At 74.1% G+C, this 20,871-nt stretch carries 19 protein-coding genes; 15 read left to right on the forward strand and 4 right to left on the reverse strand.

Annotated features, from left to right (window positions below):
- The first annotated feature begins 49 nt into the window (after nucleotides 1-49).
- The 4 genes from ACFYML_RS15675 to ACFYML_RS15690 are packed head-to-tail and all read left to right on the forward strand — an operon-like array spanning nucleotide 50 to nucleotide 6,160.
- Nucleotides 50-2,002: a formylglycine-generating enzyme family protein gene (locus ACFYML_RS15675; RefSeq protein ID WP_387421268.1), complete on the forward strand. Its 1,953-nt coding sequence runs from the start codon at nucleotides 50-52 to the stop codon at nucleotides 2,000-2,002.
- Nucleotides 1,999-4,149, forward strand: coding sequence for an alpha/beta hydrolase-fold protein (locus tag ACFYML_RS15680; RefSeq protein WP_387421269.1), 2,151 nt, complete (start codon nucleotides 1,999-2,001; stop codon nucleotides 4,147-4,149). Before ACFYML_RS15675 ends, ACFYML_RS15680 begins: the two co-directional genes overlap by 4 nt.
- Nucleotides 4,146-5,339, forward strand: coding sequence for a CaiB/BaiF CoA transferase family protein (locus tag ACFYML_RS15685; protein ID WP_387421270.1), 1,194 nt, complete (start codon nucleotides 4,146-4,148; stop codon nucleotides 5,337-5,339). The genes ACFYML_RS15680 and ACFYML_RS15685 overlap by 4 nt, the downstream gene beginning before the upstream one ends.
- Nucleotides 5,339-6,160, forward strand: a complete 822-nt coding sequence (locus tag ACFYML_RS15690; protein WP_387421271.1) for an HpcH/HpaI aldolase/citrate lyase family protein — start codon at nucleotides 5,339-5,341, stop codon at nucleotides 6,158-6,160. Before ACFYML_RS15685 ends, ACFYML_RS15690 begins: the two co-directional genes overlap by 1 nt.
- Nucleotides 6,161-6,219: 59 nt before the next feature.
- Here the strand turns inward: ACFYML_RS15690 and ACFYML_RS15695 are convergent, their stop codons facing one another.
- Both ACFYML_RS15695 and ACFYML_RS15700 read right to left on the reverse strand, forming a co-directional pair.
- Nucleotides 6,220-6,396 (reverse strand): hypothetical protein, encoded by a 177-nt coding sequence (locus ACFYML_RS15695; protein WP_387421273.1) that lies wholly within the window; start codon nucleotides 6,394-6,396, stop codon nucleotides 6,220-6,222.
- Nucleotides 6,397-6,521: 125 nt separating this feature from the next.
- On the reverse strand, nucleotides 6,522-7,028 hold the full coding sequence (locus tag ACFYML_RS15700; RefSeq protein ID WP_387421274.1) for a MarR family winged helix-turn-helix transcriptional regulator: 507 nt from the start codon (nucleotides 7,026-7,028) through the stop codon (nucleotides 6,522-6,524).
- Nucleotides 7,029-7,206: 178 nt separating this feature from the next.
- Here ACFYML_RS15700 and ACFYML_RS15705 point away from each other — a divergent pair, with 178 nt between their 5' ends.
- Nucleotides 7,207-8,316 (forward strand): enolase C-terminal domain-like protein, encoded by a 1,110-nt coding sequence (locus ACFYML_RS15705; RefSeq protein ID WP_387421275.1) that lies wholly within the window; start codon nucleotides 7,207-7,209, stop codon nucleotides 8,314-8,316.
- 98 nt (nucleotides 8,317-8,414) lie between these two features.
- Nucleotides 8,415-9,299 carry an SPFH domain-containing protein gene (locus ACFYML_RS15710; RefSeq protein WP_387421276.1) on the forward strand — a complete coding sequence of 295 codons (885 nt, stop codon included), beginning with the start codon at nucleotides 8,415-8,417 and terminating at the stop codon, nucleotides 9,297-9,299.
- Nucleotides 9,300-9,475: 176 nt separating this feature from the next.
- Here the strand turns inward: ACFYML_RS15710 and ACFYML_RS15715 are convergent, their stop codons facing one another.
- Both ACFYML_RS15715 and shbA read right to left on the reverse strand, forming a co-directional pair.
- Entirely contained in the window at nucleotides 9,476-10,321 is an 846-nt protein-coding gene (locus ACFYML_RS15715) for an anti-sigma-D factor RsdA (RefSeq protein ID WP_387421277.1), read from the reverse strand.
- Nucleotides 10,318-10,896 (reverse strand): RNA polymerase sigma factor ShbA, encoded by a 579-nt coding sequence (gene shbA / locus ACFYML_RS15720; protein WP_387421278.1) that lies wholly within the window; start codon nucleotides 10,894-10,896, stop codon nucleotides 10,318-10,320. Before shbA ends, ACFYML_RS15715 begins: the two co-directional genes overlap by 4 nt.
- A gap of 165 nt (nucleotides 10,897-11,061) precedes the next feature.
- On the opposite strand from shbA, the gene ACFYML_RS15725 reads away from it, so the two are divergent.
- From ACFYML_RS15725 to ACFYML_RS15765, 9 genes are read left to right on the forward strand one after another with little or no spacing between them, the layout of a single operon-like run.
- Nucleotides 11,062-12,081 (forward strand): ABC transporter ATP-binding protein, encoded by a 1,020-nt coding sequence (locus tag ACFYML_RS15725; protein WP_387421279.1) that lies wholly within the window; start codon nucleotides 11,062-11,064, stop codon nucleotides 12,079-12,081.
- Nucleotides 12,078-12,848: an MlaE family ABC transporter permease gene (locus ACFYML_RS15730; protein ID WP_387421281.1), complete on the forward strand. Its 771-nt coding sequence runs from the start codon at nucleotides 12,078-12,080 to the stop codon at nucleotides 12,846-12,848. The genes ACFYML_RS15725 and ACFYML_RS15730 overlap by 4 nt, the downstream gene beginning before the upstream one ends.
- Nucleotides 12,849-12,858: 10 nt before the next feature.
- A complete protein-coding gene (locus ACFYML_RS15735) occupies nucleotides 12,859-13,653 on the forward strand; it encodes an ABC transporter permease (RefSeq protein WP_338013282.1) in 795 nt (264 codons plus the stop codon).
- A gap of 2 nt (nucleotides 13,654-13,655) precedes the next feature.
- The gene (locus tag ACFYML_RS15740) at nucleotides 13,656-14,951 is read left to right on the forward strand and encodes an MCE family protein (protein WP_387421282.1); all 1,296 of its coding nucleotides are present in this window, start codon (nucleotides 13,656-13,658) and stop codon (nucleotides 14,949-14,951) included.
- On the forward strand, nucleotides 14,948-15,982 hold the full coding sequence (locus tag ACFYML_RS15745; protein WP_357440321.1) for an MCE family protein: 1,035 nt from the start codon (nucleotides 14,948-14,950) through the stop codon (nucleotides 15,980-15,982). Before ACFYML_RS15740 ends, ACFYML_RS15745 begins: the two co-directional genes overlap by 4 nt.
- Entirely contained in the window at nucleotides 15,979-16,962 is a 984-nt protein-coding gene (locus ACFYML_RS15750; protein WP_387421283.1) for an MCE family protein, read from the forward strand. The genes ACFYML_RS15745 and ACFYML_RS15750 overlap by 4 nt, the downstream gene beginning before the upstream one ends.
- Entirely contained in the window at nucleotides 16,962-18,212 is a 1,251-nt protein-coding gene (locus ACFYML_RS15755; RefSeq protein WP_387421284.1) for an MCE family protein, read from the forward strand. Before ACFYML_RS15750 ends, ACFYML_RS15755 begins: the two co-directional genes overlap by 1 nt.
- Nucleotides 18,209-19,621, forward strand: a complete 1,413-nt coding sequence (locus ACFYML_RS15760) for an MCE family protein (RefSeq protein ID WP_387421285.1) — start codon at nucleotides 18,209-18,211, stop codon at nucleotides 19,619-19,621. Before ACFYML_RS15755 ends, ACFYML_RS15760 begins: the two co-directional genes overlap by 4 nt.
- Nucleotides 19,618-20,853, forward strand: coding sequence for an MCE family protein (locus ACFYML_RS15765; protein ID WP_387421286.1), 1,236 nt, complete (start codon nucleotides 19,618-19,620; stop codon nucleotides 20,851-20,853). Before ACFYML_RS15760 ends, ACFYML_RS15765 begins: the two co-directional genes overlap by 4 nt.
- Nucleotides 20,854-20,871: the final 18 nt, after the last annotated feature.

The raw sequence follows: 20,871 nt of genomic DNA on the forward strand, positions 1-20,871 counted from the left end.
TCAGTGCGGTGGAGCCTCGCGTCGGCGCCGACCGCAGGGAGGCGGCGGCGTGAGCTTCAACCCGTACGTCCCGCGCCCCATCGACCGGCCCACCGAGGTGCCGCTCGGGGCGCACGCCGACCTGGCCACCCTCGACGAGGCGAAGATCTTCGCCGCCCCGGGCCACCCCGCCGACTGGCCCGCCTGGCGCGACCAGCTCACCCGCTGGCGGGCCGACGCCCGGGCCCGGCTCGCCTACACCGGCGAGCACTACGACGACATCACCGGCGACTGCTTCACCGTCTGCCTCGCCTGGCTGTGGGACGAGACCCTCTACGACCACGACCGGGGCGAATTCACCGTGGACGCGTTTCTCGACGCGGCGCGGCGCGACTTCGGCGGCTTCGACGGAGTGGTCCTCTGGCACGCGTACCCGGTGATCGGGCTGGACGCGCGCAACCAGTTCGACTGGTACCGGGACGTCCCCGAGCTGCCCGACGTGGTCCGCCAGTTCCAGGCCCACGGCGTCCGGGTGTTCGTCGACTACAACCCCTGGGACACCGGCACCAGGCGGCAGCCCGGCACCGACGCCGAGGAGGTCGCCGCGCTGGCCGCCGCCCTCGGCGTCGACGGGGTCTTCCTGGACACCCTCAAGGAGGGCGCCGGCGAGCTGCGCAAGACCCTTGACGCCGTTCGCCCCGGCCTGGTCCTGGAGGGTGAGAGCCGGGTGCCGCTGGCCCGGATCGCCGACCACGCCATGTCCTGGGCGCAGTGGTTCGCCGACTCCGACGTGCCCGGCGTGCTGCGGGCCAAGTGGTTCGAGCGGCGGCACATCCTGCACCACACCCGCCGCTGGCACCGCAGCCACCTCGACGAGCTGCACTCCGCCTGGCTCAACGGCTGCGGCGTGCTGATCTGGGAGAGCGTCTTCGGCGTCTGGGTCGGCTGGAACGACCGGGACAAGGCCGTGCTGCGCGCCATGCGGCGGGTGCAGGCCAGCCACGCGGCGTGGCTGCGCGCCGAGGACTGGATCCCGCTCGCCGATCACCCCGGCACCGGCCAGGTGTACGCGTCCCGCTGGACCCACGACGGCCAGCCCCTGTGGACGGTGGTCAACCGGGGCGCCGACCACGACGGCCCCTGGCTGCTCACCGAGCCCCGTCCCGGCCGCTTCGTCGACCTGGTCACCGGCGCCGAGCTGACCGTCACCGAACTCGAGGACGGGGGGGTCGCCGTCGGCGGGCCGCTGCCCGCCGGGGCGATCGCCGCGGTGGTCGCCACCGACACCCCCGTCGACCGGCACGAGCCGCCGACCGGTGACCCGTCCTTCCCGGCCCGCGCCGCCGTGCGTACCCGCACCCCGTGGTCGCCCCTCGCGGCCCTGCCCGACGGCATGGTCTGCGTCGACGGCGGCCACCGCGAGCTGACCGTCCGCCACCGCGTCCGGGAGACCGGCCTGTACGGCGAAGCCCCCTACGTCGACGAGTGGAAGCCCCTGCCGCCCCGACTGCACCACACCGGCACCCTGCGCCGCCCGGTCCGGCTCGGCCGCTTCGCCATCGACACCCACGAGGTCACCCACGGCCAGTACGCCCGCTTCCTCGCCGCCACCGGCTACCGGCCGGTCCGGCCGGAACGGTTCACCGCCGGGCAGGGACCCGCCGACGCCCCGGTCACCGGCGTCGACCTCGCCGACGCCCGCGCGTACGCCGACTGGGCCGGGCTGCGGCTGCCCACCGAGGACGAATGGCAGGTCGCCGCCGAGGCGGGACTGCTCGCGCGCCGGGCACCCCTGGTCTGGAATCTGACCGAAAGTGAACACTCCGACGGGCGTACCCGGTTCGTCATCCTCAAGGGCGGCTGCGCGTACCGGGCGGAAGGCTCCGATTGGTATCTCGACGGCGGCCCCCAACCGCCCGAGGTGTCGGTGAAGCTGCTGCTCACCGGCGCCGGCCTCACCCGCTCCGACTCGATCGGCTTCCGCTGCGCCGCCGACCTGCCCGCCGAAGGAGCCCCCCGATGAGCAGAACGTGGCGCACCGGCGCCATCCTCGTCGCCCTGCTGACCGCCGTCGGGCTCACCGGCCTGGCGCCGGAGACCGCCGTCGCCGCCAAGGATCCCGCCGGCACGCTCAGCACCGCCACCGCGCCCTCGCCGGCCCTCGGCGGCAGCATCGACTACACGGTCTACCTCCCGTACGGCTACCGCGACCCCGCGCAGGCCACCACCCGCTACCCGGTGCTGTACCTGCTGCACGGGCGCGGCGACACCATGCAGGCGTGGACCCGCATCAAGTCGGACCTCGACCGGCTGATCGCCGACGGGGAGGTGCCACCGGTGATCGCCGTGCTGCCCGACGCCCCGTGGAGCAGCCGCGGCAGCTGGTACGTCGACTCCGCGTACACCGGCGCCGACAACCCGGGCCGCCCCGTGGAGACCGCGCTCACCCGCGACCTCGTCACCCACGTCGACGCCACCTACCGCACCGCCGCGCACCGGAACGCCCGGCTCATCGGCGGCTACTCGATGGGCGGCGCGGGCGCGCTGCGCTACGCCCTCGCCCACCAGGACCTCTTCGCCAACGCGCTGGTGCTCAGCCCCGCCGTCTACCGGCCGCTGCCGCCGGCCGACTCCTCGGCCCGCGAGTTCGGCGCCTTCGGCGCCGGCGACCAGCTCTTCTCCGACAACGTCTACCGGCGGCTGAACTACCCGGCCCTGCTCCCCGGCGTCGACCCGGAATCCCCGGTCCGGATGTTCATCGCCGTCGGCGACGACGAATGGCCCAACCCGGACCCGGCCGACGCCGTCCACGACCTCGACTACGAAGCCGCCACCCTCTACAACACCGTCCGGCGCACCGACGGCATCGCCGCCGAGTTCCGCGTCCTCGACGGCGGGCACGACTGGGACGTCTGGCGCCCCGCCTTCGGCGCCGGTCTCACGCACCTCGCCGCCACCCTCAGCGTCACCCCGCCCGCCGGGCTGCCCGCCCCGCTGCACGGCACCCCCGGCGCGGACTGGGCCGGCGGGGTCGCCGCCCACCCCAACGGCGACGTCACCCTCGGCTACGCGGCGTCCGGCAGCGTCGCCGGCCAGCCGTACGCCGGCGGCCTCGACGCCGTGCTCACCCGGCTCGCCGCGGACCGCACCACCGCCCGCTGGACCGCCCAGTTCGGCACCGCCGCCAACGACCGGCTCTACGGCACCGTGCCGCTGCCCGACGGCAGCGTGCTCACCGCCGGCTACACCCGCGGCGACCTCGACGGCCGGCACCCGGGCAGCCCGGCGGACGACGGGTTCGTGGCGAAACTGACCGCCACCGGGCAGCGCGCCTGGCTCACCCAGGCCGGTGACCCGGCCAAGGCCGACCGCTTCTACGCCCTCGCCGCCGCCCCGGACGGGGGCGCGTACGTCGCCGGCTACACCAGCGGCGCGTTCGGCGGCACCAACGCCGGCGACAAGGACGCCGTGCTCGCCCGGATCGCCCCGGACGGCACGCTCGCCTGGACCCGCCAGTTCGGCGGCCCCGGCGAGGACAAGGCGTACGCCGTCGCCGTCGGCCCCGACGGCGTCTATGTCGCCGGCGGCACCTCGGCCGCCCTGCCCGACACCACCCCGCTCGGCAGCGCCGACGGCTGGCTCGCCCGGTTCACCCCCGACGGCACCCGCGACTGGCTCACCGTCGCCGGCGGCGACGGGGACGACCTGCTCGGCGGCGTCACCGTCACCGGTACCGGGCAGGTCGTGGCCACCGGCGCCACCTCCGGCGACGTGCTGACCGTCGCGTACACCAGCAAGGGCGCACAGCGCTGGCGGACCGTCACCGGCGGGCGCGGCGCGGACGCCGGCACCGACGTTCTGGCCCTGGCCGACGGCTCGCTCGCGGTGGTCGGCTTCACCGGCAGCACGCTCGGCGTGCCGGCCGGCGGGGCGGACGTGCTCACCCTGCGCCTCGACGCCCGCGGCCGGCAGCTCGCCGTCGCGCAGTACGGCACCGCCCGCGACGACGCGGCCGACCCGTTCGGCGAGGAGAACGTCTACGCCACCCTCGCCCCCGACGGCCGGCTGCTGGTCAGCGGCCGCACCGCCGGCACGCCCACCGGCGGCGCCGCCCTCGGCAACGGCGACGTGTTCCTCGCCGCCGTCGAACCGGCAAAGGGAACGCCATGACCGCGCCCGCCCCGCTGCACGGCGTCAAGGTGGTCGACCTGGCCACCCTCTTCGCCGGCCCGCTCGCCGCCGCCTTCCTCGGCGACTTCGGCGCCGACGTGGTCAAGGTCGAGCACCCGGCCAAGCCCGACCCGTCCCGCGGGCACGGCCCGGCCAAGGACGGCGTCGGCCTCTGGTGGAAGGTGCTCGGCCGCAACAAGCGCACCGTCACGCTCAACCTGTCCGACCCGCAGGGCGCCGAACTGCTGCGCCGGCTGCTCGCCGACGCCGACGTGCTGGTGGAGAACTTCCGCCCCGGCACCCTGGAACGCTGGGGCCTCGGCCCGGACGGCCTGCACGCGGTCAACCCACGCCTGGTGATCGCCCGGATCAGCGGCTTCGGCCAGGTCGGCCCCTACGCACCCCGGCCCGGCTTCGGCACGCTCGCCGAGGCGATGAGCGGCTTCGCCGCCGCCACCGGGGAACCCGACGGGCCGCCCACCCTGCCCCCGTTCGGCCTGGCCGACTCGGTCACCGCGCTCGCCGCCGCGTACGCGGTCATGCTGGCCCTGCGTGGCCGCGACCTGACCGGCCGGGGCCAGGTGGTCGACCTGGCCATCATCGAACCGATCATGGCGATGCTCGGCCCGCAGATCACCTGGTACGACCAGCTCGGCTACGTGCAGCCCCGGCTCGGCAACCGGTCCAACAACAACGCCCCGCGCAACACCTACCGGTGCGCGGACGGCCGCTGGGTGGCCGTCTCCACCAGCGCGCAGAGCATCGCCGAGCGGGTCATCCGCCTCGTCGGCCACCCCGAGCTGGTCGACGAGCCCTGGTTCGCCACCGGCAGCGGCCGGGCCGCGCACGCCGACGAACTCGACGCCGCCGTCGCCGGCTGGGTGGCACAACGGGACCGGGACGAGGTGGTGGCCGCCTTCGAGGCGGCCCAGGCGGCCGTCGCGCCCGTCTACGACGTCCGGGACATCCTCGCCGACCCGCAGTACGCGGCGCTCGGCACCGTCGTCGCCGTCCCCGACGACGACCTCGGCGAGGTCCGCATGCAGAACGTCCCGTTCCGGATGTCGGCCACCCCGGGCGAGATCCGGCACGTCGGCCGGCGGCACGGCCAGGACACCGACGAGGTATTCCGGGCGCTCGGCCTGACCGACGCGGACCTGGCCGCGCTGCGCGAGCGGGGCGTGATCTGATGCTGCTGACCTGGCTCTACGTGCCCGGCGACCGGCCGGACCGGTTCGCCAAGGCGGTCGCCTCCGGCGCCGACGCGGTCATCCTCGACCTGGAGGACGCCGTCGTCGCCGGCCGCAAGGCGTACGCCCGGGACGCTGTCGCCGAGTTCCTCGCCGAACCGTCGCCGGTGCCGGTCCAGGTGCGGGTCAACGAACTGACCGGCCCGGACGTCGACGCCGACCTGGCCGCCGTCGCCGGTAAACCGGGGCTGGCCGGCCTGCGCCTGCCCAAGGTGGAGTCCCCGGCGGCCGTCGCCGCCGTCGCCACCCGGGTCGACACCCCGCTGCACCCGCTGATCGAGTCCGCCGTCGGGCTGGAATCCGCGTACCGGATCGCCACCGCCCACCCGGGCGTGGCCTCGCTCGGCCTCGGCGAGGCCGACCTCCGCTCCGATTTGGGCGTCGGCGGCGACGACGGCCTGCTCTGGGCCCGCGGCCGGATCGTCGTCGCGGCCCGCGCCGCCGCGCTGCCGCCGCCGGCCATGTCGGTGTACCCGAACGTCGCCGACCTCGACGGGCTGGCCGCCTCCTGCGCCGCCGGCCAGCGGCTCGGCTTCCTCGGCCGGACGGCCATCCACCCACGACAGCTCCCGGTCATCGCCGCGGCATTCCGCCCGGCCGAGCGCGAGGTGGCCCGGGCCCGGGAACTGCTCGCCGCCATCGCCGAGGCGCAGACCCGCGACTCCGGCACCGTGGTGCTGCCCGACGGGCGGTTCGCCGACCGGGCCATGGTGGCCGCCGCCCGCCGGGTCGTCGACCTCGCCGCCCGCTACGCCGCCTGAGCGCAGCCCACTCCGGTCAGCCGCCCTGGCCGATGTCCGCCGGCCGGGGCGGCGGCGGGTCAACCTCGCCTGGTCGGGCTGGCAGGGTGCGGGGTGAGCCCGTCCGCGACCGCCTCGATGAACTGGGTGAGGTAGTCGAAGTCGGGCACGGCGACCCGCTCGGCCCGTTCGTGCAGGGTGTCCGGGGTGACCGTGTCGTCGATCCGGGCGACCTCGTGGTGTCCGTCGCGGTCCATGGCGCGCCTCCCGTCACTGGTCGTGACGATGGTCGATGCTGTCACCGCATCGCTTGCATAAGGCCATCATTGCACTGTGCCAGCATCTCGGCCAGGTTCTGACGCATGACCGTTAGACGGCGCGGTCAGGCCTCGGCCTCCGCCGGGCTGTCCGCCGCGGCGAAGCCCAGCCACCACTCCTGCTCGGGCAGCTCACCCGCCGCGGTGGCGAACGCGGTCAGCGCCTCGGTCACCGTCGGCTGCCAGTACGCCGAGGTCGCGGCGACGATCCGCCACAGCTCCGCGCGCCGCCGACGGATCACCTCCTGCACCAGGGCCAGCCCGGCGGGGGTGAGCCGTAGCCGGACCACGCGGCGGTCGCTGGTGGAGCGGGACCGGCGGACCAGGCCCTTGCGGATCAGACGGTCACACATCCGCGTGCCGGTCGACGGGGCGACCTGGAGTTCGGCGGAGATGTCGACGGCGCGCTGGGGTCCCCGGGTGGCCAGCACGACCAACGCCCGAAACTGCGGCAGGGTGACCTCGGCGTCGAGGCCGGCCAGTGAGCGGGCGGCGAGGCCGACGAACGCGCGGCTGGCCGCCATCAGCGCCTCGACGGCCGCCGTTTCGGTGTCGCCGGCGGGTGATTGCATCCCGCCATCATTCCAGCAAGCCGGCAGCCCGTCGGGCGACGCCGGGGGCGGCGCCGGCGGGGGTTTGCTTCCCGCGATCCGCGGTATCTCCGATTCATGCAGCGCATCACCTCCGCAGCCCTGGCCCCCCGGCGCGTGGACCGAGGTCCTGCCGTCCCACCGCGTCGGGAGGCCTGCCGTGCGGGGTGACTCCGTGGTCGACCGGGTGACCGCCGGGGCGTACCGGATCCCCACCGACGCCCCGGAAGGGGACGGCACCGCGGCCTGGAGCGCCACCACGCTGGTGCTGGTCCAGGTCAGCGCGGGCGGCGAGGTGGGCACTGGCTGGACGTACGCGGCGGCCGCCGCCGGCGAGCTGGTCACCGAGCTGTTGGCCGGGGTGGTGACCGGGCGCGACGCGCTCGACGTCCCCGGCAGCTACCAGGCCATGCAGGCGGCCGTGCGCAACGTGGGCCGCCCCGGCGTCGCCGCCTACGCCATCTCCGCGGTCGACGTGGCGCTGTGGGACCTCAAGGCCCGCCTGCTGGGGATCCGGCTGGCCCGGCTGCTCGGCCTGGCCAGGAAAACCGTGCCGATCTACGGCAGTGGCGGCTTCACCACCTACGACGAGGCGCAGCTGCGCGCCCAGTTCACCCACTGGGTGCACGAGCTGGGCATCCCGCGGGTGAAGATGAAGATCGGCGAGTCGTGGGGGACCCGCGTCGAACGCGACCTGGCCCGGGTCGGCACGGCGCGGCAGATCATCGGCCCGGACGCCGAGCTCTACGTCGACGCCAACGGCGGCTACCAGCGCAAACAGGCGATCCGGGTGGGGCAGGCGCTGGCCGACCAGGACGTGCGGTGGTACGAGGAGCCGGTCTCCTCAGACGACCTGGCCGGCCTGCGGCAGGTGCGCGACGCCGTCCTGCCCGACGTGGCCGCCGGGGAGTACGGCTATCACCTGCCGTACTTCGCCGCGATGGTGCGGGCCGGCGCGGTGGACTGCCTGCAGGCGGACGTGTCCCGGTGCGGAGGCATCACCGAGTGGCAGCGGGTGGCCGCGGTGACCGCCGCGGACAACCTCCAGCTCTCCGGCCACTGCGGCCCGCACCTGCACCTCGACGTCGCCGCCGCGACTCCCAACCTGCGGCACCTGGAGTGGTTCCACGACCACGTCCGCATCGAGTCGATGTTGTTCCAGGGCACGGTCACGCCCGAGCCGGGCGGCCTGCTGCGGCCCGACCTGTCCGTGCCCGGGCACGGGCTGCGGTTCGACGAGTCGGCGGCGGCGCCGTACCGGATCGGGTGAATCCGGCGGGTCTCCGCCGCGATCCGGCAGGACTGAACGGCGCCGGAACGGGTAGGCCCGGCGCCGGGAGGCGGGCGCCTCCGGGATCGAGGGGGACCATGGCAGTCGCCGCCATCGTCGCAGTGGTGATCGTCGTCGTGCTCGCGCTGATCGTGCTGTCGCTGAGCGTCCGGCTGGTGCAGCAGTACCAGCGCGGTGTCGTGTTCCGCTTCGGCCGGGTGCTGGAGCGCATCCGCCAACCCGGGTTCCACCTGATCATCCCGGTCGCGGACCGGATGGTGCGGGTCAGCATGCAGACCACGGTGATCGGGGTGCCGGCGCAGGGCGTCATCACCCGCGACAACGTCACGCTCACCGTCGACGCGGTCGTCTACTACCGGGTGGTCGACCCGGTGAAGGCCCTGGTCAACGTGCGGGACTATCCGGCGGCGGTGCTCCAGGTGGCGCAGACCGCGCTGCGGTCGGTGATCGGCAAGGCCGACCTCGACACCCTGCTGCGGGACCGGGACAAGATCAACGCCGAGCTGAAGGCGGTCATCGACGCGCCCACCGAGAAGCCGTGGGGCCTGCTCATCGAGCGGGTCGAGGTCAAGGACGTGTCGCTGCCCGAGGGGATGAAGCGGTCGATGTCCCGGCAGGCCGAGGCGGAGCGGGAACGGCGCGCGCGGGTGATCGCCGCCGACGGTGAGTTCCAGGCCTCCCGCCGGCTCGCCGACGCCTCGCGGGCGATGGCGAACACGCCTGGGGCGTACCAGTTGCGGTTGCTGCAGACGGTGGTGGACGTGGCCGCGGAGAAGAACAGCACGCTGGTCATGCCGTTCCCGGTGGAGCTGCTGCAGTTCTTCCAGGAGTACGGGCGGCGCACCCGCGAGCAGGCGGCGCCCGGTGGGCCGGGGCGGGCAGAACCGGCCGAGGCGCTCGGCCCGACCACGGAGGGCGTCGCCGCGGCGGCCGAGGGGGACGGGCACCGACCGCAGCGCTGACCGGGACAGCGCATATACCGGTAGCTCGCCGCCCTGATCGGGCTGCGCCGGATCGCGGCCGGACTCGCCTGGGCCGGGGTCGTCGGCTGGCTGGTGCTGGTGTGGGCCGGGCGTCCGCCGCCGGTGGCCCCCCGCGCTCAGGCCGGGGCCACGGGCGGCCGTTCGCCGGACCTTGCTCAGTCGAGCAGGCCACCGGTGGGTAGCGGCAGCCCGGGCAGCCCAGGCAACAGGGGCGAGAGGCTGGGCGAGGGCGGCCGCGGCGGCTTGGGCAGCGGCAGCAGACTGCCGCCGTCGCTCACGGCGCCGCCCGGCGTGGTCGAGGCCGGCGGCTGGGACGGCCCGGGCGGCGGAGCCACCGTGCCGGTGCTGGGGCGAGTGGCCGGGGTGGTCGGGACGACGCCGGGCATGGGGGAGATCGGCACGGCGGTGGGCAGGAGCTTTGCCCGCTCCGCGGTGAGGTCCCGCCCGAGCACGTCGAGGTCGCCGCGCAGTCGGGCTGCGCTCGCCGGGTCGGTGACCTGGTCGAGTTCGCCGTGTGCCTGGTCGACGAGTTCCTGGGCCTCGTCGAACCGCCGCTCGGTCAGGGCCGTGCGGGCCCGGGTGATCGTGTCCTCGACGTCCCGTATCTCCGCCTGCTGCGGGTAGAGCAGCCTGGTCAGCGACCACAGCGGACTGCCCGGCTCGGCGTCGCGACTGCTGATCCCGAGCCCGGACGCCAGGGCCAGCAGCGCGACGGCGGCCGCCGCGAGACGCACCGCCCAGGGGCGGGGTCGCCTGGTCCGGGCCGGACGTACCGGAAGTGGCGTGGGCTCGACCGGGTCCTCGGCCGGCGCCGCCGGACGGACCTCGGCCGGTTCGGGGACGCCGTCGGCGATGTCGGCCCGCCAGGCGGCGAGCAACTCGGCCAACTCGTCCCCGGCCGGCATCAGCTCGCCCCGTCCCAGCGCGTCGAGCAGCGCGTCGTCGCGGGCCAGGATGTCCAGATCCACCGCCTCGCCGCCGTCCGGCGTCCGCCCGCTCATGCTGCCACCTCGTCCAGGGAACCCCCGGCAAGGGTACGGAGCCGGGCGAGTGCGCGGGACTGGGCCATCCGTACCGCCGCCGCCGTCATCCCGACGATGGTGCCCACCTCGTCGGCGGACAGGCCCACCGCGACCCGCAGCAGGATGATCTCCCGCTGGACGTCGGGCAGCCGGTCCAGCAGGGCGGACAGCCGCCGGGCCAGGTCGGTGGCCATCACCTGCTGCTCCGGCCCGGGCGCGGCGTCGGGCTGATCCAGCGGGGCGTCGGTGGGGGTGACGGCCGCGTCCCGGATGGCCGCGCGTTGGGCGTCGGCGACCTTGTGCGCGGCGATCCCGTAGACGAAGGCGGCGAACGGGACACCCTGCTCGCGGTAGCGGGGGAGCGCGCGCAGCACCGCCACGCACACCTCCTGGGCCACGTCGTCCGCGGTGGTGTACGCCCCGCCGACCCTCCCCAGGCGGGCCCGGCAGTAACGGACCAAACCGGGGCGCACGTCGGTGAGCAGTGTCGCGGTCGCCGCCGGGTCGCCCGCGGCGGCCCGGCGGACGAGATCTGGCTGCTGGATCACTGTCATGAGCTCGCGAGGCACCTTCATTACCGGCGGGTTACCGGCACGCTATCGAGCCTTGCTCAATTTTCCTAGCTCACGGTTTGTGACGAACCCACGCCGGAAAGAAGTTTGTTGCGTTCTCCACGGTCGCGCCGATGTGTCAGGCAGCGACGGAGAGGGGAGGGACCAGTGGGCGTCGAGGTCGCCGTGCAAGGGCTGACCAAGTCGTTCGGCGGGCAGCCGGTCTGGTCGGACATCACCCTGACCCTGCCCGCCGGGGAGATCTCCGTCCTGTTGGGACCCTCCGGCACGGGAAAGTCGGTCTTCCTCAAGACACTGGTCGGGCTGCTGCGGCCCGACCGGGGTGCCATCCTGATCGAGGGCAAGGACCTGCCGCGGCTGTCCGAACGCGAGCTGTACGAGGTACGCAAGCTTTTCGGCGTGCTGTTCCAGGACGGCGCCCTGTTCGGCTCGATGAACATCTACGACAACGTGGCGTTCCCGCTGCGCGAGCACACCCGCATGTCCGAGTCCCAGATCCGGGCCGTCGTCACCGAGAAGCTGGACATGGTGGGCCTGGTCGGAGCCGAGAAGAAGCTGCCCGGCGAGATCTCCGGCGGCATGCGCAAACGGGCCGGCCTGGCCCGCGCGCTCGTGCTCGACCCGCAGATCATCCTCTTCGACGAGCCGGACTCCGGGCTGGACCCGGTGCGCACCGCCTATCTCAACCAGCTCATCATCGACCTCAACCAGCGCACCGAGGCGACCTTCCTGATCGTCACCCACGACATCAACACCGCCCGCACGGTGCCCGACAACATCGGCCTGATCTACCACGGGCACCTGGCCATGTTCGGGCCGCGGGAGATGCTGCTGTCCAGCACCGAACCGGTGGTCCGGCAGTTCCTCAACGCCCAGCGGATCGGGCCGATCGGCATGGCCGAGGAGAAGGACGCCGACGAACTGGCCGCCGAGGCGGAGTCCGGGGTGGAACTGCCGCCGCTGCCGCCGATCCCACTGCAACTGCAGCCGTCGGACGGGCTGCCCCGCCGGGCCGAGCGTCCACCCGGGCAGTGGTGCCGCGAGCACGGCGTCACCCCGCCGCCCGGCTCGTTCGAGGGCCTCCGGCCGGTGGAGCGACCGACCATCGACCTGGCGGCACACCTCACCGACGACCCGGGCAGGCACGGCCGGGAGGTGGCCCGATGAGCGCCCCGACCGCGGCCGTCCGCCGCTCCGGTGAGTTCTTCGCGTTCTGTCTGGACACCCTGCGCGGGCTCGGCCGGCGGCCGGTGCAGGTACGCGAGTTCGTCCAGCAGGCGTGGTTCATCAGCTCGGTGTCCATCCTCCCGGCCGCCCTGGTCTCCATCCCGTTCGGTGCGGTCATCGCCCTCCAACTCGGCTCGCTGGTCCGCCAACTCGGCGCGCAGTCGTTCACCGGCGCCGCCTCGGTGCTCGCCGTGGTCCGCGAAGCCGGCCCGATCGTCACCGCCCTGATCATCGCCGGCGCCGGCGGCTCGGCGATCTGCGCCGACCTGGGCTCCCGGAAGATCCGCGAGGAACTCGACGCCATGCAGGTCCTCGGGATCGACCCGATCCACCGCCTCGTGGTGCCCCGGGTGCTCGCCTCGATGCTGGTCGCCGTCCTGCTCAACGGCCTGGTCAGCGTCGTCGGCGTCACCGGCGGGTACGCGTTCAACGTCCTCCTGCAGGGCGGCACCCCGGGGGCCTACCTGGCCAGCTTCCAGGCCCTCGGGCAACTGCCCGACCTGCTGGTCGGCGAGGTCAAGGCGCTGCTGTTCGGGGCCACCGCCGCGCTGGTCGCCTCCTACAAGGGGATGACCGCCAAAGGCGGCCCGAAGGGTGTCGGCGACGCGGTCAACCAGAGCGTCGTCATCACCTTCATGCTGCTGTTCGCGCTGAACTTCATCGTCACGGCCGTGTACTTCCAGGTCGTACCGCAGAAGGGAAGCTGACGTGGCCGTGCTGCGCTACCTGGACGACCTCGGCGGGCAGTTGGCCTTCCACCTGCGCGCCCTCGCCTGGGCGCCACGCACCCTGCGCCGCTACAAGCGCGAGGTGATCCGCCTGCTGGCCGAGGTGAGCTTCGGCACCGGCGCACTCGCCGTGCTCGGCGGCACCGTCGGCGTGATCTGCTTCCTCACCTTCTTCACCGGCACCGAGGTCGGGCTGCAGGGCTACCAGGCGCTCGACCAGATCGGCAGCAGCGCGTTCACCGGGTTCGTCTCCGCGTACTTCAACACCCGGGAGATCTCGCCGCTGGTGGCCGCGCTGGCCCTGTCCGCCACGGTGGGCTGCGGGTTCACCGCCCAACTCGGCGCGATGCGGATCTCCGAGGAGGTCGACGCGCTGGAGGTGATGGGCGTGCCGTCCCTGCCGTTCCTGGTCACCACCCGGATGATCGCCGGCTTCATCGCGGTCATCCCGCTCTACGTGATCGGCCTGCTCTCCAGCTACCTGGCCACCCGCACCATCGCGGTCGTCTACTTCGACCAGTCCGCCGGCACCTACGACTACTACTTCCACCTCTTCCTGCCCCCCGGGGACGTGCTCTGGTCCTTCGGCAAAGTGCTCGTGTTCAGCGTGATCGTGGTGCTCGTGCACTGCTGGTACGGCTACACCGCCCAGGGCGGGCCGGCCGGCGTCGGCGTCGCGGTCGGACGGGCCGTGCGTACCGCCATCGTCGCCGTCAACGTCGTGGACTTCTTCCTGTCCCTGGCCATCTGGGGCGCCACCACCACCGTCCGGATCGCGGGGTGACCATGCGACACCGTGTCCTCGGCATCGTCTTCATCGCCCTGCTCACCGCGGCGCTGACCGGTTCCGTGCTGCAGTACCGGAAGGCGTTCACCCCGGTCGACCGGGTCACCCTGCACGCCGACCGCGCCGGCCTGCACCTCCTCGAGGGCGCCGACGTCAAGGTACGCGGGGTGGTCGTCGGCGACGTCCGCTCGGTCCGCAGCGACGGCGGCGGCGCCGTCATCGGCCTCGCGCTCGACCCGGCCACCACCGGCCGGATCCCCGCCGACGTGACCGCCCGGCTGCTGCCCAAGACCCTCTTCGGGGAGCGGTACGTCGAACTGGTCCCGCCGGCGGGCAGCACCGTCGGACCGATCCGTGACGGCTCGGTCATCAGCCAGGACCGCAGCCGCACCGCCGTCGAGCTGGAACGCGTGCTCGACCAGGCGCTGCCGCTGCTGCAGTCGATCCGCCCCGACCAGCTCGCCGCCACCCTCGGCGCGATCTCCACCGCCCTGCAGGGACGCGGCGACCAGCTCGGGGCGAACCTCACCCGGCTCGGCGCGTACCTGCGGCAGCTCAACCCGGAACTGCCCACCATCGCCGAGGATCTCCGCAAGCTCGCCGTCGTGCTGGACAGCTACGACGCCGCGCTGCCCGACCTGCTCGCCCTGCTGCGCGACGTCACCGTCACCGCCGGCACCGTCAGTGACCAGCGCACCCAGCTCGCCGCGTTCCTCGCCGACACCACCGACACCGCCGACACCGCCCGGGGCTTCCTGGACCGGCACGGCGACCAGCTCATCCACCTCGGCAAGGTCAGCCGGCCGGTGCTGGAACTGCTCGCCACCTACGCCCCCGAGTACCCCTGCCTGGTCAGCGGGCTGGTCGCCCTGCAACCCCGGGTCGAGGAGGTCTTCTCCGGCGGGCGGATGCACATCACCCTCGAGGTCACCCGCGACGGCGGCCCCTACGAGCGGGGCCGCGACGAGCCGGTCTACGGCGCCCAGGACGGCCCGAACTGCCGGCACCTGCCCGACCCGCCGATGCCCGCCCCGCAGGTGCCGGTCGCCGACGGCTACGACTACCGGGGCACCCGTACCCCGCCGCTGCTGCCCGTCGGGCTGCCCGCCGCGTCCGGCGGCGCAGCCCCGGCCGCCGCCTCCCCGGCCATGGGCCAGGCCGGCACCGATGCGGAACAGGCCCTGCTCAAACCCCTCGTCGGTGGCCTCACCGGCACCCCGCCGGCCGAGGTGCCGGACATCGCGGTGCTGCTCTGGGGGCCGCTGCTACGTGGAGCGGTGGTGAACGCGCGATGACCGGGAAGACGACGCCCGCGCTGGTCAAACTGGTGATCTTCGCGGCGGTGACGCTGCTGGCCACCGCGCTGCTCGCGCAGACCCTCGGCGCGTTCCCGCCCGGCGGGGTGGCCTACCGGGCCCGGTTCACCGACGTCACCGGCCTGCTGCCCGGCGACGACGTCCGCATCGCCGGAGTGCGGGTCGGCAAGGTCAGCGACATCGCCGTGGTCGACGACAGCGTCGCCGAGGTCACCTTCACCGTCGACCGGGACGTGCCGGTGGCCACCAGCGTCCGCGCCGCCATCCGCTACCGCAACCTGGTCGGGCAGCGCTACCTGGCGTTGACCGAGGGACCCGGCGACGGTCGGCCGCTACGGGCCGACGGGCTGATCCCGCTCACCCAGACCAAACCGGCGCTGGACCTGACCGTGCTGTTCAACGGGTTCCGGCCGCTGTTCACCGCGCTCAACCCCGACGACGTCAACAAGCTCGCGTACGAGATCATCCAGGTGCTGCAGGGCGAGGGCGGCACGGTCGCCAGCCTGCTGCGCCGCACCGCCTCGCTGACCAACACCCTGGCCGACCGGGACGCCGTGATCGGCCGGGTCGTCACCAACCTCAACCAGGTCCTGGCGACCCTGGCCAGCCACGACCAGCAACTGGACGAGAGCGTCACCCAGCTCCAGCAGTTCGTCTCCGGGCTGTCCGCCGACCGCACCGCCATCGGCGAGGCGCTGGTCAGCCTCGGCGAGCTCACCGACACCACCGCGGGGCTGCTGCGCCAGACCCGGCCGCCGCTGGCCGCCGACGTCCGCGCCCTCGGCGATCTCGCCGGCACCCTCGACCGCAACTCCGCCGTCATCGACGCCACCCTGGGCCGGCTGCCACAGCGCTACGAGTCGCTGACGCGGGTCGCCTCGTACGGCTCCTGGTTCAACTTCTACCTCTGCGACTTCGACGGCCGGGTGGCCGTCGCCGGCCAGCCGCCGCTGACCACGCCCGGCGTCAGCGCCACCGCCGCCCGCTGCGCCACCGGAGGCAGCCAGTGAAACCCTTCCGCGAACGCAACCCGGTCGTCGTCGGTGCCGTCGGGCTGACCGTGATCCTCGCCGCCCTGCTCGGCGCCTTCCAGCTCGACCGCCTCGCCGCGCTCACCGGCCGCAGCTACCAGGCCGCGTTCCACGACGCCAGCGGACTCGCCACCGGCAACGAGGTCCGGGTGGCCGGGGTGCGCGTCGGCGTGGTGACCGCCGTGGAACTCGCCCGCGAGAGCCAGCCGTACGTCCGGGTCCGCTTCCGGGTCGACGACGACGGCGTACGCCTGGGCCGGGACACCGGCGCCACCATCCGGATCAAGACCGTGCTCGGCCAGAAGTACCTCGCCCTGTCCCCGGCCGGACCGGGCAAGCTGCCCGAGCACACCCAGATCCCGCTCGACCGCACCGCCGCCCCGTTCGACGTGGTCCAGGCCGTCACCGGGCTCGCCGACACCCTCGACAAGGTCGACACCGACCAGCTCGCGCAGGCGTTCACCACCCTGTCGCAGACCTTCGCCGACACCCCGGCCAGCGTCAGCACCTCCCTGACCGGGCTGTCCCGGCTGTCCCGCACCGTCGCCAGCCGCGACGCCGAGCTGCGCACCCTGCTCGCCCGCGCCCGGGACGTCACCGGCGTGCTCGCCCAACGCGACGAGGAGTTCCGCAAGCTCGTCACCGACGGGGAGAAGCTGCTCACCGAGGTCACCCGCCGCCGGGACGCCATCCACCAGCTCCTCGTCGGCACCGACCAGCTCGCCACCCAGCTGTCCGGGCTGGTCGCCGACAACCGCACCCAGCTCGAACCGGCCCTGCGCAAGCTGCGCGACGTGGTCGCCGTCCTGCAACGCAACCGCGACGACCTGGAGCAGACCATCAAGCGGATGGGGCCGTTCGTCACCGCGTTCGCCAACGTGGTCGGCAACGGCCGGTGGTTCGACTCGTACGTCGACGGCCTGCTCCAGCCGTACCTGCCCACGACGGGAGGACGCTGATGCCCGGTCCGGTCCAGCGCTGGCGGCGCCCGCTCGCCGCGGCCACCGTCCTGCTTCTCGCCGGCGCCGTCGGCGCTGTGGTGTGGCGGCACGAGGCACCCCAACGGCGGGTCGTCGCCTACTTCACCCGCGCGGTCGGCGTGTATCCCGGCTCGGACGTCCGGGTGCTCGGCGTCCGCGTCGGCGAGGTCGAGAAGGTCGTCCCGCAGGGGCGCACCGTCCGGGTCGAGATGCGCTACGACCCGGCGTTGCGGTTCCCCGCCGACGCCCAGGCCCTGATCGTCCCGCCCAGCGTGGTCAGCGACCGGTACGTGCAGCTCACCCCGGCGTTCACCGGCGGTTCCGCGCTCGCCGACGGCGCCGAGATCCCGGTCGGGCGGACCGCCGCGCCGATGGAGATCGACGACATCTACCGGGCGCTCGACGAGTTCAACCGCACCCTCGGGCCGACCGGCGCCAACGCTGACGGCGCCCTGTCCGACCTGGTCACCACCGGCCGGGCCAACCTGGAAGGCAACGGCGCCAACCTGCACGACACCCTCGACGGGCTGTCCCGCGCGCTGACCACCCTCTCCGACGGCCGCGGCGACCTGTTCGGCACGGTGGCCAACCTGCAACGCTTCACCACCACCCTGGCCCGCAGCGACGAGCAGGTACGCCGCTTCCAGCAGCAGCTCGCCGACGTCGCCGAGCAGCTCGCGGGGGAGAAGGAGGAGCTGGCCGCCGCGCTGCGCAACCTGGCCGCCGCGCTGGCCGACGTGACCACCTTCGTCCGGCAGAACCGGACCGCACTCACCTCCAACGTCACCGCGCTGGCGGACATCACCCGCATCCTGGTCCGCCAGCAGCAGGCCGTCGTCCAGATCCTCGACGTGGCCCCGCTGGCGCTGAGCAACCTCAACCTCGCGTACAACGCACGCTCGGGGACGCTGGACACCCGCGACAACCCGCTCGGCCCGTACGACCCGGCCAGCTTCGTCTGCTCACTGATCGTGGACCAGCTCCCCGCCGCCGAGGTGCCGGCGAAGTGCACCGCACTCGCACAGACCCTGCACTCCCGCAACCTGCCCCTGACCGACCAGCTGCGCAAGCTGCTCAAGCTGCCGCCCGGCGCCCCGGTGGCCGGCGGGTCCCCACCGGGCTCCATCAGCTCCCCCGGTGCGCCGACCGCCGACGAGGCGCCGGGCGGCTTACCACCCACCACCACGAGCGACCCGACGCTCGGCGGCATCCTGCGGGGTCCGGCATGAGCGCCCGGCTGCTCCGCCTGCTGGCCGGCGCGCTCGCGGTGGCGCTGCTGCCCGCCGGCTGCGGCCTGCCCGAGGTCGCGGACCTGCCGCTGCCGGGCGGCAAGCCGGCCGGCGACGGCTACACCATCAACGCCGAGTTCGCCGACGTGCTCGACCTGGTGCCGCAGGCCGCCGTCAAGGTCGACGACGTCACCGTCGGCAGCGTGGAGAAGATCTCCCTGTCCGGATGGCACGCCCGGGTCCGGCTGCGCATCGACCGCGGCGTGCGGCTGCCCGCCAACGCCACCGCCGCCGTACGGCAGAGCAGCCTGCTCGGTGAGAAGTACGTGACGGTGGCCCCGCCGCCCACCGAGCCCGCCCGCGGCCGGCTCGCCGACGGCGACCTCATCCCGCTGTCCCGCACCACCCGCGGCGCCGAGGTGGAGGAGGTCCTCGCCGCCCTCGGCCTGCTGCTCAACGGCGGTGGCCTGGCCCAGCTGCGGACCATCAACGAGGAGCTCGGCAAGGCGCTCGCCGGCCGCGAACCCGCCCTGCGGGACACCCTCACCCAGCTCGACACCTTCCTCGCCGGGCTCGACCGGCAGAAGGCCGACATCGTCCGCGCCATCGACGCGCTCGACCGGCTGACCGGCCGCCTCGCCCGGCAACGGCAGGTCGTGGGCGACGCGCTGGACTCCCTGGCGCCCGGGCTGACCGTCCTGGCCCGACAACGCGTCCAGCTCACCAAGGCGCTGACCGCCCTCGGCCAGCTCGGCACGGTCGGCACCCGGGTGGTCGAGCGCAGCCGGGCGGACACCGTCGCCGCCGTACGCTCCCTGCAACCGATCCTGGAGCAGCTCGCCCGGGCCGGCGACGACCTGCCCAAGTCGCTGGACTTCATGCTGTCGTACCCGTTCCCGCCGAACGTCACCGGCGCCATCGTGGGCGACTTCGTGAACCTGTCCGTCACCGCCGACCTGGACGCCGCCAGCATCCTGGCCAACCTGGTGGCCGCCGCACCCGCCCCGGCCCAGCGGAACCGCCCCGCCCCGGGCGCCAAGGCGCCGACCGCGCCCCGGTCACCCGGCACCGGCCCGAACCGGCCCGGCGGCAAGCCCGGCGGCATCCTCCCCGAGCTGCCCCTGACCGGGTGTCTGCCGGATCTGAAGAACTTCCCGGCCATCTTCACCCCGCCCGAGGAGTGCGGGCTGCCGGAGGGCTGCCAGCTGCTCAAGCCCGGCTCGACGGTGCCGCTCGGCGGGCTGCTCCTGCCCAAGGGCCTCGTGCCGCCCGGCACGGCGTTCCCCGCCGGCACCGAGCTGCCCGACGGCACCGTGCTCACCGCCCAGTGCGTGCTCCCGGTGACCGGGGCCGTCATCGGCCAGCTCGGTGGCCTCACCGACCTCCTCGGAGGAGGGCTGATCAAGTGATCGGACGCACCGCGAAACTCCAGGTCCTCGCCTTCGTGCTGGTGAGCCTCCTCGGCGTCAGCTACGTCGGGATCCGCTACGTCGGCCTCGGGGACCGGCTGTTCGGCACCGGCTACGTCGTCCACGTCGACCTCGCCCGGGCCGGCGGCCTGTTCGCCAACGCCCCGGTCACCTACCGCGGCGTGCCCGTCGGCCGGGTCACCGCCGTCGCGCTGCGCGCCGACGGGGTCCGCGCCGACCTGCGGATCGACCGGGGCGTACGCGTGCCCGACGCGCTGCGGGCCGTGGTCACCCAGCGGTCCGCCGTCGGCGAGCAGTACCTCGACCTGCGCCCCGACCGCGACGGCGGGCCCTACCTTGCCGACGGGGCGGTGATCCCGGCCGACCGCACCGGCCTCCCGCTCGCCCCGGAGACCCTGCTGACCAACCTCGAAGCCCTGGTCCGCTCGGTCGACCCGGACGACCTGAGCGTGCTGATCACCGAGCTCGGCACCGCGTTCGAGGGCAACGAGCAGGCCCTCGCCCGGATCCTCGACGCGGGCGACGCCCTGCTCACCGAGGCGGACACCCGGCTGCCCGAGACGCTCACCCTGATTCGCGACGCCCGGACCGTGCTCACCACCCAGGCCGAGTCCGCCGAGGCGCTGCGCCGCTGGTCAGCCGGCCTGGCCGAGCTGGCCGCCGCCATCCGCGCCGCCGACCCGGACCTGCGCCGGCTGCTCGCCACCGGACCGCCGGCCGGCGCCGAGCTGCGGGCGCTGCTGCGCGGCCTGGAACCCGACGTCGGGGCGCTGCTCGGCAACCTGGTCACGGTCAACGGCATCGCTGCCCGGCGGCTGCCCGGTATCGAGCAGCTGCTCGTGACGTACCCGATCGCGGTGGCCGGCGGATTCACCGTCACCCCCGGTGACGGCACCGCCCACCTGGGCCTCGTGGTCAACGCCGGCGATCCGCCGTCCTGCGTCTACCGGGGCGGCAGCACCAGGTGCAGCGGCAACGAGCGCGCCGCCGGTGCCAGCGTACGCGGGGCCCAGAACGCCCCCCGACCGTCCGGCCGGGAGCCGGCGCCGCCGCCGTCCGACCCAGGGGCGAACGCCGGCTACGACCCGGCGACCGGCCTGGTGCTCGGCTCCGACGGACGACCGCTGCAGTTCGGCGGGACCGGCGGCCAGTACCGCACGGCCGGTGACCAGTCCTGGAAACAGCTGTTGCTCGCCGGGGTGACCCCGTGACCGGCGTACCCGAGGAGG

Source organism: Micromonospora sp. NPDC007230 (assembly GCF_042869115.1).
In the GTDB taxonomy this organism is placed as follows: domain Bacteria; phylum Actinomycetota; class Actinomycetes; order Mycobacteriales; family Micromonosporaceae; genus Micromonospora.

Bases quoted from the DNA above. Each gene is read 5' to 3' on its own strand.
- ACFYML_RS15700 (WP_387421274.1), bottom strand. From the start codon at position 7,028: ATGCAATCACCCGCCGGCGACACCGAAACGGCGGCCGTCGAGGCGCTG.
- ACFYML_RS15690 (WP_387421271.1), top strand. From the start codon at position 5,339: ATGCTGCTGACCTGGCTCTACGTGCCCGGCGACCGGCCGGACCGGTTC.
- ACFYML_RS15730 (WP_387421281.1), top strand. From the start codon at position 12,078: ATGAGCGCCCCGACCGCGGCCGTCCGCCGCTCCGGTGAGTTCTTCGCG.
- ACFYML_RS15680 (WP_387421269.1), top strand. From the start codon at position 1,999: ATGAGCAGAACGTGGCGCACCGGCGCCATCCTCGTCGCCCTGCTGACC.
- ACFYML_RS15740 (WP_387421282.1), top strand. From the start codon at position 13,656: ATGCGACACCGTGTCCTCGGCATCGTCTTCATCGCCCTGCTCACCGCG.
- ACFYML_RS15760 (WP_387421285.1), top strand. From the start codon at position 18,209: ATGAGCGCCCGGCTGCTCCGCCTGCTGGCCGGCGCGCTCGCGGTGGCG.
- ACFYML_RS15695 (WP_387421273.1), bottom strand. From the start codon at position 6,396: ATGGACCGCGACGGACACCACGAGGTCGCCCGGATCGACGACACGGTC.
- ACFYML_RS15745 (WP_357440321.1), top strand. From the start codon at position 14,948: ATGACCGGGAAGACGACGCCCGCGCTGGTCAAACTGGTGATCTTCGCG.
- shbA (WP_387421278.1), bottom strand. From the start codon at position 10,896: ATGACAGTGATCCAGCAGCCAGATCTCGTCCGCCGGGCCGCCGCGGGC.
- ACFYML_RS15685 (WP_387421270.1), top strand. From the start codon at position 4,146: ATGACCGCGCCCGCCCCGCTGCACGGCGTCAAGGTGGTCGACCTGGCC.
- ACFYML_RS15715 (WP_387421277.1), bottom strand. From the start codon at position 10,321: ATGAGCGGGCGGACGCCGGACGGCGGCGAGGCGGTGGATCTGGACATC.
- ACFYML_RS15755 (WP_387421284.1), top strand. From the start codon at position 16,962: ATGCCCGGTCCGGTCCAGCGCTGGCGGCGCCCGCTCGCCGCGGCCACC.
- ACFYML_RS15710 (WP_387421276.1), top strand. From the start codon at position 8,415: ATGGCAGTCGCCGCCATCGTCGCAGTGGTGATCGTCGTCGTGCTCGCG.